The sequence below is a fragment of the Allobosea sp. 67-29 genome, assembly GCF_001898115.1.
Lineage (GTDB): Bacteria > Pseudomonadota > Alphaproteobacteria > Rhizobiales > Beijerinckiaceae > Allobosea.
On the sequence record NZ_MKSQ01000005.1, the window covers coordinates 246,129 to 260,758 of the forward strand.

Annotated in this window: 13 protein-coding genes; 6 read left to right on the forward strand and 7 right to left on the reverse strand. The window is 68.8% G+C overall.

The features are described 5' to 3' along the window. Positions 1 to 1,047 precede the first annotated feature (1,047 nt). Genes BGO20_RS01720 through BGO20_RS01740 form a run of 5 tightly spaced genes read right to left on the reverse strand, consistent with a single transcriptional unit; the run spans position 1,048 to position 6,247 of the window. Positions 1,048 to 1,953, reverse strand: coding sequence for a polysaccharide deacetylase family protein (locus BGO20_RS01720; protein ID WP_291662966.1), 906 nt, complete (start codon positions 1,951 to 1,953; stop codon positions 1,048 to 1,050). An 11-nt stretch (positions 1,954 to 1,964) separates the two neighbouring features. Continuing rightward, positions 1,965 to 3,677 carry a dipeptide ABC transporter ATP-binding protein gene (locus tag BGO20_RS01725; RefSeq protein ID WP_291662968.1) on the reverse strand — a complete coding sequence of 571 codons (1,713 nt, stop codon included), beginning with the start codon at positions 3,675 to 3,677 and terminating at the stop codon, positions 1,965 to 1,967. Further along, the gene (locus BGO20_RS01730; protein WP_291662969.1) at positions 3,674 to 4,552 is read right to left on the reverse strand and encodes an ABC transporter permease; all 879 of its coding nucleotides are present in this window, start codon (positions 4,550 to 4,552) and stop codon (positions 3,674 to 3,676) included. The genes BGO20_RS01725 and BGO20_RS01730 overlap by 4 nt, the downstream gene beginning before the upstream one ends. Next, on the reverse strand, positions 4,549 to 5,523 hold the full coding sequence (locus tag BGO20_RS01735; RefSeq protein WP_291662970.1) for an ABC transporter permease: 975 nt from the start codon (positions 5,521 to 5,523) through the stop codon (positions 4,549 to 4,551). The genes BGO20_RS01730 and BGO20_RS01735 overlap by 4 nt, the downstream gene beginning before the upstream one ends. Before the next feature lie 22 nt (positions 5,524 to 5,545). Then, positions 5,546 to 6,247 carry a creatininase family protein gene (locus BGO20_RS01740; RefSeq protein WP_291662971.1) on the reverse strand — a complete coding sequence of 234 codons (702 nt, stop codon included), beginning with the start codon at positions 6,245 to 6,247 and terminating at the stop codon, positions 5,546 to 5,548. 165 nt (positions 6,248 to 6,412) lie between these two features. Between BGO20_RS01740 and BGO20_RS01745 the strand changes: the two genes are divergently transcribed. From BGO20_RS01745 to BGO20_RS01765, 5 genes are all read left to right on the forward strand, one after another. Next, the gene (locus tag BGO20_RS01745) at positions 6,413 to 6,943 is read left to right on the forward strand and encodes a MarR family winged helix-turn-helix transcriptional regulator (protein WP_291662972.1); all 531 of its coding nucleotides are present in this window, start codon (positions 6,413 to 6,415) and stop codon (positions 6,941 to 6,943) included. Positions 6,944 to 6,970: 27 nt separating this feature from the next. Further along, positions 6,971 to 8,563 carry an ABC transporter substrate-binding protein gene (locus BGO20_RS01750; protein WP_291662974.1) on the forward strand — a complete coding sequence of 531 codons (1,593 nt, stop codon included), beginning with the start codon at positions 6,971 to 6,973 and terminating at the stop codon, positions 8,561 to 8,563. A 78-nt stretch (positions 8,564 to 8,641) separates the two neighbouring features. Next, positions 8,642 to 9,589, forward strand: coding sequence for an isoaspartyl peptidase/L-asparaginase family protein (locus tag BGO20_RS01755; protein WP_291662975.1), 948 nt, complete (start codon positions 8,642 to 8,644; stop codon positions 9,587 to 9,589). A gap of 6 nt (positions 9,590 to 9,595) precedes the next feature. After that, the gene (locus BGO20_RS01760) at positions 9,596 to 10,633 is read left to right on the forward strand and encodes a ketopantoate reductase family protein (protein ID WP_291662977.1); all 1,038 of its coding nucleotides are present in this window, start codon (positions 9,596 to 9,598) and stop codon (positions 10,631 to 10,633) included. Further along, positions 10,606 to 11,361, forward strand: coding sequence for an SDR family NAD(P)-dependent oxidoreductase (locus tag BGO20_RS01765; RefSeq protein ID WP_291662979.1), 756 nt, complete (start codon positions 10,606 to 10,608; stop codon positions 11,359 to 11,361). Before BGO20_RS01760 ends, BGO20_RS01765 begins: the two co-directional genes overlap by 28 nt. A gap of 4 nt (positions 11,362 to 11,365) precedes the next feature. Here the strand turns inward: BGO20_RS01765 and BGO20_RS01770 are convergent, their stop codons facing one another. Further along, positions 11,366 to 11,800, reverse strand: coding sequence for a VOC family protein (locus BGO20_RS01770; RefSeq protein WP_291662981.1), 435 nt, complete (start codon positions 11,798 to 11,800; stop codon positions 11,366 to 11,368). Positions 11,801 to 11,940: 140 nt separating this feature from the next. Between BGO20_RS01770 and BGO20_RS01775 the strand changes: the two genes are divergently transcribed. Continuing rightward, positions 11,941 to 13,395, forward strand: a complete 1,455-nt coding sequence (locus BGO20_RS01775; protein ID WP_291662983.1) for an AMP nucleosidase — start codon at positions 11,941 to 11,943, stop codon at positions 13,393 to 13,395. Positions 13,396 to 13,425: 30 nt separating this feature from the next. Here BGO20_RS01775 and metZ read toward each other — a convergent pair whose 3' ends face one another. Next, on the reverse strand, positions 13,426 to 14,622 hold the full coding sequence (gene metZ / locus BGO20_RS01780; RefSeq protein WP_291662985.1) for an O-succinylhomoserine sulfhydrylase: 1,197 nt from the start codon (positions 14,620 to 14,622) through the stop codon (positions 13,426 to 13,428). Between the last annotated feature and the right edge of the window lie 8 nt (positions 14,623 to 14,630).

The window sequence follows — 14,630 nt, forward strand, 5'->3', positions numbered from 1 at the left end:
GAAGCGCTGGGCCCCCTGCGTCGCCATGATGCCGCCGATGACGCCGGCGCCAAGGCCGATCGCGCCGGCCACGCCTGGCGAGATGCCGCCGCGGCGTCCTTCACGCTGGGCTGGCTGACCCGGAGCGGCCCCAGGGGCCGGCGGCGCGCTGGCGGGGGCGGCGGCGCCGGGCGGAGAGAGTTGTGCGCCGGACGGCGGCGCCGCGGGCGGCACCGGCCGGTTCGGTTGCGCGGGCGCAGCGGGGGCGGATGGCGCCGCCGGCGAGGCGGGCCGCTGATCCGGTCTGGCTCCGGGCTGGGCGGCGCCGGGTGCGGGCGCGCCGGGCGGCGGTGACGGGCGCTGCGAAGGCTGGGCGCCGGGTTGTGGAGCCGAAGGCGCTGCCCCGGGAATCGCGGGACGGGCCGCTGGCGGCGCCGCTGGCGGAGGAGCGGCGGGGCGCGATGGCGAAGGCGCTGCGGCCGGCGGCGCTGCCGGGGCGGGATGGGGCGCCGGTCGCTCCTGGGTGGCAGGCGGAGCCGGGCGCGGTCCACCGCCGGTCTGTCCGGGAGCCGGCGCCGGGCGGGGCGGCGTGGGGCGCTCGGGCTGCGGCTGTGCGGCCGGCGGCGCGGGGCGTGGCTGGGCGTGCGGCGGGGCGGCCCGCTCGGCCGGAGCCGGAGCCGAAGGCATGGGCGGGCGCGGAGCCGCCGGAGCATGCTGCATCTGCGGCGGGCGCGGTCCTTGCGGAGCGCCGGGCGGTGTCGGCCGCTGCGGCGCATGCTGGCCGGGCTGGGCTCCCGGAGGGCCGTGCGGGCGCTCGCGCGGCCCGCGGCCGCGATCGTCGTCGCCCCCCGATGCCTGGGCGAGCTGGGTGCCCAATGGAGCGAGGGCCTGGCTGGCCTGGGAGAGGACGAGGGCCGGCAGGACGGTTCCGACCAGCAACCAGCGTTTCGTGCGCATTGCAATTCCCGTTGTCCGTTTCAACGTGCGGGCATCAGGCCGCTGTCGGCCTGAACCCGCGATGAAGCGAAAACGGCGGGAATCGGGCAGCGGTTCCGCTGCGCCTTGCCCTTAGAGCCCGGCTTCGGTCTTCACATAGGCCGCGATCTCGGCATGGCTCGCGAACCAGCAATCGCCTTTCGCCTTGGCCAGCCTGACGAGTTCCTCGAGGATCCAGAAGCGCGAGCGATAGGTGATGACATGCGGGTGCATGGTCAGCAGGAAAAGCCCGCCCTCGGCATAGGCACCTTCGAATTCGCGGCGGAAGATGTCGAAGACGGCCTCCGGAGAGGTGTAGGGCCTCAGCGCCTGGAAGCGGTTCATGCTGAGATAGGGCGCGTCGTCGCGGATCCACTCGACCGGCAGCTCGACGATGCCGGTCGGCTCGCCCTTCTCGACGATCTCGTAGGGGTCGTCATCGGCGAAGAGCGAGGAATCATAGAGCAGGCCGAGCTCGCGCTCGACCGCGAGCGTTACCTCGGAGAAATCCCACGAAGGCGTGCGCATGCCCACCGGGCGCACGCCTGTGACCTTCTCCAGCGTGTCGGCCGAGCGCAGGTGCAGTTCGCGCTCGTTCGCGGGGGGAACCGCCGTATTGACCTCGTGGATCCAGCCGTGAAGGCCGATCTCATGGCCCTCGCCGACGATGCGGCGCTGCTCGTCCGGGTAGAGCAGCGCGGTGACGGCGGGCACGAAGAAGCTTGCGGGAATGTCGTGCCGCTTCAGCAGGTCGAGGATCTTGGGCACGCCGACGCGGTTGCCGTACTGGCCCCAGGACAGGCGGCCGACCGACTTGCCTCCGTCGCGCAATTCGTTGGTCTCGTGGTCGACGTCGAAGGAGAGGGCCACGGCACAGCGCGCCCCGTTCTTCCACTTGGCGGGCTTGAGGTTGCGGCCGGCGCGGACCTGCTCGACCTTGCCGCGCCAGATCTCTTCCGGCCATTGCCACGGCAGGAGTTCATCAGGCTGGCTCGTCATGGTCGCTCTCCTCAGGTGGTCACGGCGCCCGGCAAGACCGGCACGGCGGCGAGCAGGCGCTTGGTGTAGTCGTGCTGCGGATGATCGTAGATCGCCCCGGCCGGCCCGCTCTCGACGATCCGGCCGCGATACATGATCGCGACGCGGTCGCAGAGATGGCGGACGACAGAGAGGTCGTGCGAGATGAAGATCAGCGTGAGATCCAGTTCCTGCCGAAGCCTGATCAGCAGGTTGATGATCTGCGCCTGGATCGAGACGTCGAGCGAGGCGACCGGCTCGTCGCAGACGACGACGTCGGGCTGCATCGCGAGCGCTCGCGCGATGGCGACGCGCTGGCGCTGACCACCCGAGAACTGATGCGGATAGCGATCCGCGAAATCCGGATCGAGCCCGACGGCGGCCAGCCATTGCCGGACGTAGGTCTTCGCTTCTCCCCGTGCGATCAAGCCATGCGCCAGCGGCCCCTCGGCGATGCTGTCGCCGACCGTCATGCGCGGGTTGAGCGAGGCGAAGGGGTCCTGGAAGATGGTCTGGACGCGCGTCGTGAGCTTGTGCGGCTGCTCGCCCGCGCTCATCACGGGTGCGCCGTCGATGCGGACGAGGCCGCTGTCCGGCGCATAGATGCCGGCGGCGACGCGCCCGAGCGTCGACTTGCCCGAGCCGGATTCGCCGACCAGGCCGAGCGCCTCGCCGCGCTTCAGCACCAGCGTGACGTCGTCGACCGCCCGCACCGCGTCCGGCGCCTTCGACAGGCCCGCCTTCTGGGCGAGCTTGCGCAGCAGCCCCGGTGTCTGGGCGAAGCGCTTGGCGACGTGCTCGAGGCGGACATAATGCGCGGCATCCGCGACGGCATCCGGCGCCTGCGTCGCGGCGCGCGGCGGCGGCGCGACATCGGAGCCGACGCCGCCGGCCAAGAGCTTGCCGGGCTCGGAACGCGAGGGCAAAGCGTCGAGCAGGGCTTGGGTATAGGCGTGCTGCGGACGGGTCAGCACGTCGAGCGTCGGCCCGGCCTCGACGATCCTGCCATGGCGCATGACGCAGACATGGTCGGCGAGCTCCGCCACGACGGCGAGGTCGTGGCTGATCCAGATCAGTGCCGTGCCGAGTTCGGCGACCAGCTCCTTCATCTCGGCCAGGATCTCTGCCTGCACGGAGACATCGAGCGCCGTGGTCGGCTCGTCGCAGATGATCAGCTTCGGCCGGTGCAGCAGGGCGATCGCGATGGCGACGCGTTGGCGCATGCCGCCGGAGAACTGGTGCGGGTAGAAATCGACCTTGCCGTCCGGATCGGGAATGCGGACCTGCGCCAGCGCCGCGACCGCACGGCGGCGTGCTTCCGCGCCCGAGACCGTCTCGTGCGCTTCCAGAGCGAGCCGGATCTGCGTCCCGATGGTCAGCATCGGGTTCAGCGTCATCATCGGGTCCTGGAAGACCATCGAGATCTGCTTGCCGCGGATCTTGCGCAGCTCGGCCGGCGGCAAGCCGACGAGTTCGCGCCCCTCCAGCCTGACCGAGGAGCCGGGCTCGACGCGACCGGGCGGATCGATCAGGCCGATGATCGAGAAGCCGGTGATGCTCTTGCCGGAGCCGGATTCGCCGACGAGGCCCATGACCTCGCCGCGCTTCAGCGCGAAGGAGACGCCGTCCACCGCCTTCACCAGGCCGGCGCGGGCATGAAAATGGGTCGCGAGATCGGTGACTTCGAGGAGAGGCACGTCGCTCATCGCTTCAGCCTCGGATTGACCTGGTCGCGGATGCGGTCGCCGACGAGGTTGATCGCGACGATCAGCACGATGAGCGCGATGCCGGGATAGATTGAGATCCAGTAGCGGCCCGAGAGCATGTACTGGAAGCCGTTGGCTATGAGCATGCCGAGCGAGGGTTCGGTTACCGGCAGGCCGACGCCGAGGAAGGACAGCGTCGCCTCCAGCGCGATGGCATTGGCCACCTGAACGGTCGCGACTACGATCAGGGGCGGCAGGCAGTTCGGGAAGATATGGCGCAAGACCACGCGCCAGCCCGGCAATGGCGTCGAGAGCACCGCCTCGACATAGTCCTTGCCGCGCTCGGCCGAGGCCGCGCCATGGGCGGTGCGGGCGAAATAGGCGTATTGCGCGGCGGCGAGCGCGGCGATGAGCTGCATCTTGCCCTGCCCCAGCAAGGCCGAGAGCACCAGCGCCAGCAGGATCGCCGGGAAGGCGAGCTGCAGGTCGATGACGCGCATGATGAAGGCCTCACGGCGCCCGCCGGCATAGGCCGCGCCGATGCCGAGCGCGACGCCGAGCGCGAAGGCGATGGCGCCCGCCACCAGCCCCATCTGCAGGGAGATGCGCAGGCCGTAGAGGATCGCGGAAAGCAGGTCGCGCCCCTGAGAATCGGTGCCGAGCCAATGGGTGTAGCCGCCTTCGCCGACATAGCCCGGCGGGCGGCGCGCATCGGAGAGCGAGAGGTTGGCGAGGTCGTAAGGGTCCTGCGGCGCGACCAGCGGGGCCAGCAGGGCGATACCGATCATCAGCACGACGACGGCGAGCGCGACGACCGCGGTGCGGCTCTCGCGGAATTCGGCCCAGAACCGGGCGGCAGGAGAGGCGTCGGTCATCGTGCGCCTCCTTGCCTCAGCCGCGGATCGAGCCCGACATAGGCGAGGTCGACGAGGAAGTTGATGGTGATGAAGACGAAGGCGACGAGCATCAGGTAGGCGACCATCACCGGCCGGTCGAGCGACTGGATGGAGTCGATGATCAGCTTGCCGATGCCCGGCCAGGAGAAGATCGTCTCGGTGACCACCGCGAAGGCGAGCGTCGAGCCGAATTCGAGGCCGAAGACGGTGACGAGCGGGATCGCGATAAGCCTGAGCACGTGCCGGCGCAGCACGGTCCATTCCGAGAGGCCGGCGGCGCGAGCGAATTTCACGGTGTCCGAGAGCATGGTCTCGCGCGTGCCGGCCCTCGCGAGGCGAGTCATCAAGGCGAGCTTGAAGAAGGCGAGGTTCAGTGCCGGCAGCAGCAGATGGCTCAGGCCATTCAGCGTTAGGAAGCTCCACTCGACGCCGAAGATCGAGACGGTCTCGCCGCGCCCGCCGGCCGGGAGCCATTGCAGCTCCACGGCGAAGGCCATGATCAGCACGAGGCCGATCCAGAAGGTCGGCACGGAGAAGCCGAGGATCGAAACGGTCATGATCAGCTTCGAGGCGAAGCTGTCCGGCCGGTAGCCGGCATAGATTCCGGCGGGGATGCCGATCAGCGCCGCGCCGCAGACGGCAGCCAGCGTCAGCTCCAGCGTCGCCGGCAGGCGCGACAGGATCAGCTCCATCACCGGCATGCCGAAGACAAAGGAGCGACCGAAGTCGCCATGCAGCACGCGGCCGAGGAAGGTCAGGTACTGCTCCCAGAGCGGCCGGTCGAGCCCGTAATGGGCGATCGTCTGCAGGCGCAGTTCCTGGCTGACATCGGGGCCGATCAGCACGTCGATCGGGTTGCCGATCGCGTAGACCCCGACGAAGACCAGCACCGACATGACGAGCATGACGACGAGGGCCTGCACCAGCCGGACGGCGACATGGCCTAGCATCGGTGAAGCTTCCGGCTGAGCCTCACGGCCAGTTCTCCACCATGATGGCGCGCGTCTCCTCGACGCCGACCTGCCAGATCCTGAGCATCTCCTCGTCCGGCCGCTGGTAGAGGCCGTGGAAATTGCCATCGCCGAGGATTTCGCGGCGCTTGGCCGGGCTCGCGGCCTGGTAGGCCGCCGCGTTGAAAGGCGGCTTCAGCGTATCCGGCATGGCGACGCCGGCAAGCCGGGTCCAGGGGAAGTTCTCCATCCATGACGCATGGGAGGCGGCCGGATCGACCGCCTTGACCGCCGCCTGGAATTGCGGCGCCGCCCACCAGTTGTGCAGCCGGATGCTCGCGTCGGGATGCCTGTCCAGCCATTCGGTCGCGAAGTTGAGGGCCGGTGCATTGCCGCCATGGCCGTTGACGAGGACGATGCGGCGAAAGCCGGTGCGATAGAAGCCGTCGAAGATGTCGCCGAGCAGAGCCGCATAGGTGCTCATCTTCAGCGAGATGCTGCCCGGGAAATTCAGGAATCCCGGCGTCAGCCCGTAGGCCAGCACCGGAAAGACGGGAATGCCGAGCGGTTCGGCCGCCTCACGCGCCACCCGCTCGGAGAGGATCACGTCGGTCGCGAGGCTCAAATAGGCGTGCTGCTCGACGCTGCCGAGCGGCAGCACGCAGCGGTCGTCGCGCTTCGCCTGCGCCTCGATCTGCATCCAGTTCATCTCGGCGACCAGCACGGCGCGTTCCTTGCTTCGCTGCTGCGGACGGTGGAAGCTTCGCCGTGCCGCTCTCGCGACCTGCCGGCGAAGCCAGGCGAGCCCTATCCGCGATAACCATCCTTGACTCCGGCCTCACGGAGCGTCAAGTTCCATTTGGAACTAAGTCGGCCGGGAGGCATCCCTATGCGGCATGCGCCAACCTCGATCTCGCGCGTCGACACCGGGCACGAGACGGCCGTTGCCGGGCTCGATCCGCTGACGGTGACGAAGCTCTGGGCCAATCCGTGCTGGCTGTCGTTCCGGCTGAATTTCCTCGCCTTCCGCTTCAACGACCCGGTCTATCGCTGGATCGAGACGCGCTACGGCCTCGTTCGGCCGGAGTTCGTCGCGCTCTATGCGGTAGGGTTGAAGGAAGGCGTCGCGGCCAAGAATATCGTGGCTTCGTCCGGTTTGCCGAAGAATACCCTGTCCCGCGCCGTTCAGAAGCTGCTGCAGCGGCGTCTGCTCCGGCGCGAGACGGATGCGGCCGACCTGCGCAGCTATGTGCTGCACCTGACCGCCGCCGGCCGCGCCATCTTCGATGAAACCATGCCGCTGATGGTGAAGCACCAGGCGGCGATGCTCGGCTGCCTCAGCGAGGACGAGCAGCAGCAGCTTTGCGCGCTGATGGACAAGCTCGTGATCGCCTCGCCCGCCTGGCCGCAGGAACTCTGAAACCAACCAACAACAGGGGAACCCGTCATGAAACTCGCGCAGACCTTCCGCCTCGCGGCTTTTGCCGCCTTCCTCGGAGCCGCCGTCTCCACCGGGGCGCTCGCCCAGACCCTGACGATCGGCGTGCGCGCCGGCCCGGAATCGATCGACCCGCATTTCACCGCGACCGGCACCCACGCCGAAGCTCTGAAGCAGGTCTTCGATACGCTGATCTGGTCGGGCGACAAGCTTCAGCTCGAGCCGCGGCTGGCGACGAGCTGGAAGGCGGTCGCCCCTGATGTCTGGGAGTTCAAGCTGCGCCCGGGCGTCAAGTTCCATGACGGCTCGGACTTCACCGCCGAGGATGTCAAGTTCTCGATCGAGCGCATCCCGACCGTGGCCGGTCCCAACCCGACGACGATCTATGTCCGCCGCGTCAAGGAGGTGAAGATCGTCGATCCGCTGACGGTCCAGGTCGTCACCGACGGGCCGGCGCCGAACCTGCCGAACGATTTCATCCGTCTCTTCGTCGTCTCGCACAAGGCCGCTGCCGGCCTCACCAAGGACAACGCCAACGAGGCGTTCAACTCCGGCAAGGCCGCGATCGGCACCGGACCCTACAAGTTCGTCTCCTGGACGCCGAAGGACCAGCTCGTGCTCGAGCGCTTCGACGGCTATTGGGGCCCCAAGGAGCCCTGGGCCAAGGTGGTGCGCAAGGAATTGCCGAACGACGCCGCCCGCGTCGCCCAGCTCAAGGCGGGGCAGGTCGATATCATCGTGCGCGCGCCGGCCTCGGACGTCCCGACGCTGAAGCGCGATCCGAAGCTCTCGGTCGCGACCGTCGATACGGTCTACCTCTTCAACATGGAACTCGACCTGCGCGACAAGCCCACCCAGGTCACCGCGAAGGACGGCTCGGCGCTGCCGAAGAACCCGCTGCAGGACGTCAGGGTGCGCGAGGCGATCGACATCGCCCTCGACCGCCCGGCGCTCGCCGAGATCGCCATGGAAGGCCTCGGCTCGCCCGCCAACCAGCTGGTGACGCCGACCATCGCCGGGTTCAACAAGGAGCTTCCGCCGATCAAGCCGGACATCGCCAAGGCCAAGAAGCTGATGGCCGATGCCGGCTATGCCGACGGCTTCAAGGTCACCTTCTCCTTCACCAGCGATCGCCTGCCCGGAGACCGCCAGGTCGGGACCTCGGTCGCCCAGATGCTCGCCCGCATCGGCATCGAGGCGGTGGCGAACGCCCAGCCGGCGGCGGTGTTCTTCCCGGCCCGGGCCCGTGCGGAATATTCCCTGACGATGTCGGGCTGGGGCACCCTGACGGGCGAAGCCAACTACACGCTCTCCTCGCTGGTCCATTCCAACGAGCCCGCCAAGAAGCTCGGCGCCTTCAACCTGCTCGGCTACAAGAACGCCGAGGTCGACAAGCTGATCGAGGACGCCTCGGTCGAGATGGACGAGGCGAAGCGCAACAAGATGCTCTCCGACGTCGCGGCCATCGTCGCCAAGGACCGGCCCCGCATCGCCGTCACCGCGATCGCCTCGGCCTGGGCGATGCAGAAGGACAAGGTCACGATCAGCCCGCGCGTCGACGAGGATACGCTGGCCATGGACATCAAGCCTGTTAAGAAGTGACGCTTCGCCCCGCCGTCCCGGCCGGCCGCGTGCGGGCCGGGACGGCGGAACCGGCCAGCCCATCGACGGAATCACTTCATGACGCTTGCTCTCGCCATCCACGGCGGCTGCGGCACCTTGCCGAAGGCCGAGATGACCGAAGCCGAATGGGCCCAGGCCCGTGCCGACCTTGCCGGCGCGCTGCGCGCCGGCTGGACGATCCTGAGCAAGGGTGGCAGCTCGGTCGACGCGGTGGAGGCGGCGGTCCGCGCCATGGAGGATTCGCCGCATTTCAACGCCGGGCTCGGCGCCGCCTTCAACACCGATGGCGAACATGAGCTCGATGCCTCGATCATGGATGGCACGACGCTCGCCGCGGGGGCGGTCTGCGCCGCCAAGCGAATCAAGAACCCGATCGTCGCCGCCAAGGCGCTGATGCTCCGCGGCGACCCGCTGCTGCTCGCCGGCCCGGCAGCCGACATCTTTGCCGAGCATGAAGGCATCGATACGGTCGACAACGACTATTTCTCGACCGAGCGGCGCCGCAAGAACCTGTCCTCGATGAAGATTCGCGAGCTGGTCGGCACGGCAGCCGAGGCGAGCGAGGCCGAGAAGCACGGCACGGTGGGTGCGGTCGCCTGCGACGCGCAGGGCCATCTTGCCGCGGCGACCTCGACGGGCGGCTACACCAACAAGCCGGCCGGACGCGTCGGCGATTCGCCGATCATCGGCGCGGGGACCTATGCCCGCGACGGGCGCTGCGCGGTTTCCGGCACCGGCAAGGGCGAGTACTTCATCCGCTATTGCGTGGGCCACGAGATCGCGTCGCTGGTCGCCTACAAGGGGCTTTCGCTGGCGCAGGCGACCCAGGAGGTTCTCGGCGAGCTCTCCTCCTGCAAGATCGGCGCCGGCCTGGTCGCGGTCGATTCGGACGGCACGATCGTCGCTCCCTACAACACCGAGGGGATGTATCGCGGCTGGGTGACGACGGACGGGCTGCTGCATGTCGCCACCCATGGCGACGTCGAGATGGCCGGGCAGGCCTGAGCGCCGATGGACGAGCCGATCCTGATCTGGGGCGCTGGCGCCATCGGCGGGACGCTCGGGGCGTATTGGGCCCGTGCCGGCGTGCCGGTTCTCCTGGTCGACATCGTAACCGGGCATGTCGAGGCCTGTCGCAAGCGTGGGCTCGCCGTCTCCGGGCCGGTCGAAGAATTCCGGCAGATCGTGCCGGCGGTGACGCCGCAGGAACTCGATGGCCGCTATCGCCGCATCGTGCTGGCCGTGAAGGCCGGGGCGACGGAAGCCGCGCTCGCCGCGCTGAAGCCGCATCTCGCCGATGACGGCTTCGTCCTGTCCGCCCAGAACGGGCTCAACGAACTCCTCATCGCGCAAGCGGTCGGTGAGCGGCGCACCATGGGCTGCTTCGTCAATTTCGGGGCCGACTGGCTCGGGCCGGGCGAGATCCTCTACGGCAACCGCGGTGCGGTCGTCGTGGGCGAGCTCGACGGCTCGCTCAGCGGGCGGGCGGCGGAGATGCATCGCCTGCTGCGGCTGTTCGAGCCGGACGCGATCCTGACCGACAACATCTGGGGCTATCTCTGGGGCAAGCTCGCCTACGGCGCGATGCTGTTCGCCACGGCGCTGACCGGCGATTCGATGTCGGCGAACTTCGCCGATCCGCTCCGCCTGCCCGCCTGGCTCGCCCTTGGCCGCGAGGTCGGTGCGGTCGCGGCCCGGCGCGGCATCGTTTCGCTCGGTTTCGGCGGGTTCGACCCGATGGTCTTCGCGCCCGGCGCGCCGGAAGAGCCGCAGCGCGCGGCGATCCGCTGGCTCGCCGATTACACGGCGCAGACCGCCAAGACCCATTCCGGCATCTGGCGCGACCTCGCTGTGCGCAAGCGCAGGACCGAGGTCGACCCGCAGATCGGCATCATCGCCGCGCTCGGCCGCGAGGCCGGCGTCGCCACGCCGGCGCTCGAGGCGCTGGTCGCGCTGATCCACGACATCGAGGAAGGCCGCCGTCCGATGGCCTTCGAGACGCTGAAGGTGCTGATCGACCGATGCAAATCCGTTTCGACGGCCGCGTAGCCCTCGTCACCGGCGCAGCCCAGGGTATCGGGCGGGCCATCGCGGCGGCGCTCGCCGAGGCCGGCGCCGATGTCCATCTCGCCGATATCGACGCCGATGGCGTCGCCGAAACCGCTCGCGCCATCGGTGCGACGGCGCATGCCGCCGATCTCGGTTCGCCTGCGGCCGCGCAGGCGCTGGTCCGTGCCATCGTCTCCGCCGATGACGGGCTTGACCTGCTGGTCCATGCCGCCGGCGGCGTGCGCGGGCAGGTGGGGCGGCCGATCGAGGACATCGCGGAGGAGGATTGGCGCGCCATCTTCGCGGCCAATGTCGATGCCGGCTTCTTTCTGGCCCAGGCCGCGGCACCGGTGATGCGGCAGGCGGGCTATGGCCGCATCGTCACCATTTCGTCCGGCGCGGGGCTGCGGCCGAGCCTCACCGGCATCCAGGCCTATGCCAGCGCCAAGCATGCCCTGGTCGGGCTGACGAAGCAGCTCGCGTGGGAGTTCGGCCCGCATGGCATCACCGTGAATTCGGTGGCGCCCGGCTTCGTCCGCTCGAACCCGGCGACAGAGCGGCAATGGCAGAGCTATGGCCCGGAAGGGCAGAGGAGGCTGGTCGAGGCCATCCATACGCGCCGGCTCGGAACACCGGCCGATATCGCCCATGCGGCACTGTTCTTCCTCAGCGAGCAGGCCGGCTGGATCACCGGCCAGGTGCTTTCGGTCGACGGCGGCCGGTCTTAGGGCCTCAGCCGCAGTCCATCTTGTCGGCAGGTTGCTCGGCGCCGACCATCCAGCTCGTGCCGAAACGGTCGGTCAGCATGCCGAAGCGCGGCGACCAGAAGGTCTCGGACATCGGCATGGCGACCTTGGCGCCGCCTTCGGAGAGCCCGGCGAAGATGCGCTCGGCCTCCTCGGGCGTCTTGACGCCGACGCTGACCGAGACCGAACGCATCGGTCCGTCGCTGCGGTCGGGCGGTGCATCGGAGGCCATCAGCATCTGCCCGTCGATCTCCAGGCAGGCGTGCAGGATCTTGTCGCGCCACGCCGGCGGCACCTGGTCCTCGGCCGGCGTTCCCCGATGGTCCATCATCGCCAGCATCTTGCCGCCCAGCACCTTCTCGTAGTGAGTGAAGGCCTCGCGGCAGTTTCCTTCGAACATCAGATAGGTCGACAGTTTCATCGCAGCCTCCGTGTCGCGGGCCCAATAACTTAACTAATTGGTTTAGTATTGGCCGCGCGGCCGCGGCTGTCAAGGCGGTGCATCGGTTGTTGTCCGGATCGGCCGCGGCTAGAACCGGGCAAGGAAAGGATCCCGCCGCCATGAATTTCGAAGCTGCAGCGACGCCCGAGGCCGCGATCGACCGGCTGGAGCGCCTGTACGAGGAGGCGCGGACGGCGCTGCGCGGCGACCTGCAGCGCTTTTTCGAGACCGGCGAGGCTCCGAAAACGGCGGACCGGGAGCGCTACCGCTACCCGATGCTGCGGGTGACCTACGAGCCGGCGAAGCTGCCGGAGGCGACACGGCGCGGCTATGCCAAATTCGCGGCTCCCGGCGTCTATTCGACCACGGTGACCCAGCCGGCCGAGTTCAGGGCCTACCTCCTCGACCAGCTCAGGCCGCTCGCCATGGAATACGGTGCCCTGATCGAGACAGGTGTTAGCAACCAGGAGATTCCCTACCCCTATGCGCTCGAGGGCGGGGACGAGCTGGGCCGCGGCAAGGCCACGGCCGCCGAGCTCGCCCGGCATTTTCCGACGCCCCTGCTCGCGCTGGTCGGAGACGAGGTCGCCGACGGCAGCTACGAGCTGGTCGAGGGCGAGCCGCGTCCGCTCGCGCTGTTCGACGCCGTGCGCGTCGACTACTCGCTGCGCCGGCTGGTGCATTACACCGGCACCGACTGGCGCGCCGTCCAGCCCTGGGTGCTGCTGACCAACTACCACCGCTATGTCGATCAGTTCGTCCGGCTGGGCTTGGCCGAGATCGAAGCCGGCACGGCCGAGGCGCTGGTCGCGCCGGGCGGCATCCGCATCGACCGTGACGGTGTCGACGTCTCAGCGGCCGAGCGTGTGATGTCGGCACCCTGGCACCGCTTCCAGATGCCGGCCTATCACCTGATCCGGAAGGGCGGCGATGGCGTCACCCTGGTCAATATCGGCGTCGGCCCGTCCAACGCGAAGAACATCACCGACCACCTTGCTGTGCTCAGGCCGAACTGCTGGCTCATGGTGGGCCATTGCGGCGGCCTGCGGCAGACGCAGATCATCGGCGACTATGTCCTGGCGCATGCCTATCTGCGGCAGGACCACATCCTGGACGAGCTGGTCCCGCCGGAGGTTCCGATTCCGGCCCTCGCGGAGGTGCAGGTCGCGCTGCAGCAGGCGGCCGCCGAGATCACGGGAGAGAAGGGCGACCGGCTGAAGCAGCGCCTGCGCACCGGCACCGTCGTCACGCAGGACGATCGCAACTGGGAGCTGCAATGGACGAAGGAGCGGCGCCGCATCAACCTGTCGCGCGCCATCGCGGTCGATATGGAATCCGGCACCATCGCGGCACAGGGCTACCGGCTGCGCGTACCCTACGGCACGCTGCTCTGCGTCTCCGACAAGCCGTTGCACGGCGAGATCAAGCTGCCCGGCGCCGCCAATGCCTTCTATGAGCGCGCGGTCGGCGAGCATCTGCGGATCGGGCTGGCGGCGCTCGAGAAGCTCAAGGAAGCCGGCTCCGCCATCCATTCCCGCAAGCTCAGGAGCTTCGACGAGCCGCCGTTCCGCTAGGGCGGAACGTATCGCGAAGCGCGGCGCGCGTCAGACCTGCGCCAGCGCCTGCTCCAGATCGGCGATCAGGTCGTCCGGATGCTCAAGCCCGATCGAGAGGCGGATCAGCCCGTCGCTCACGCCCATGGCGGCGCGCACCTCCGGGGTGAAGCGCTGATGCGTCGTCGTCGCCGGATGCACGATCAGGCTCTTGGCGTCGCCGAGATTGTTCGAGATCCGGATCAGCCTGCAGGCATCGAGCAGGCGGTAGGCCCCGTCCTTGCCGCCCGGCACCTCGAAGGCGATCATCGTCGAGGGGCCGCTCATCTGGCGCTTGATGATCTCGGCCTGCGGATGGCTCTCGTGACCGGGGAAGATCACCTTGGTCGGCTTGGCCTGCGCGGCCAGCCAGTCGGCCACCTTGCCGGCGTTTTCCGCCTGCTTGCCGACGCGCAGCGGCAGCGTCTCCAGCGACTTCAGCATCACCCAGGCGTTGAAGGGCGAAAGGCTCGGGCCGGTCTGGCGCAGGAACTGCTGGATATCGCCCTCGATCAGCTCCTTGGCGCCGAGGATCAGCCCGCCCAGGCAGCGGCCCTGGCCGTCGATATGCTTGGTCGCGGAGTAGACGACGACGTCGGCGCCGAGCGCCAGCGGGCGCTGGAAGAGCGGGGTGGCGAAGACATTGTCGATCACCAGCTTCGCGCCGACTTCCTTCGCCACCCTGGCGACGGCGGCAATGTCGATCACCTCAAGCGTCGGATTGGCGGGCGATTCAAGGAAGAACAGCTTGGTGTTCGGCCTGACGGCCCGCCGCCAGGCGTCGATTTCGGTGCCCTCGACCAGCGTCGATTCGATGCCGTAGCGCGGCAGATGGTCCTCGATGATGTAGCGGCAGGAGCCGAACAGCGCGCTCGCCGCGACCACATGGTCGCCGGCGCGCAGGGGCGCCATCACTGCTGCCGTGACCGCCGCCATGCCAGTGGCGGTGGCGCGGCAGCTCTCGGCGCCTTCGAAGGCCGCCATCCGGCTTTCGAGCATCGCGACCGTGGGGTTCGACAGCCGGCCGTACTGGAAGCCCGGATCCGTGTTGAGGAAGCGGCCCTCGGCCTGGGCTGCATTGTCGTAGACATGGCCCTGGGTCAGGAACAGGGCTTCGGAGGTCTCGCCGAACTGCGAGCGCATGGTGCCGGCATGGACCAGGCGGGTCTCGGGGTGCAGCTTCGCTGCGGCAGCGTCGACAGTCGACATGGGAGCCT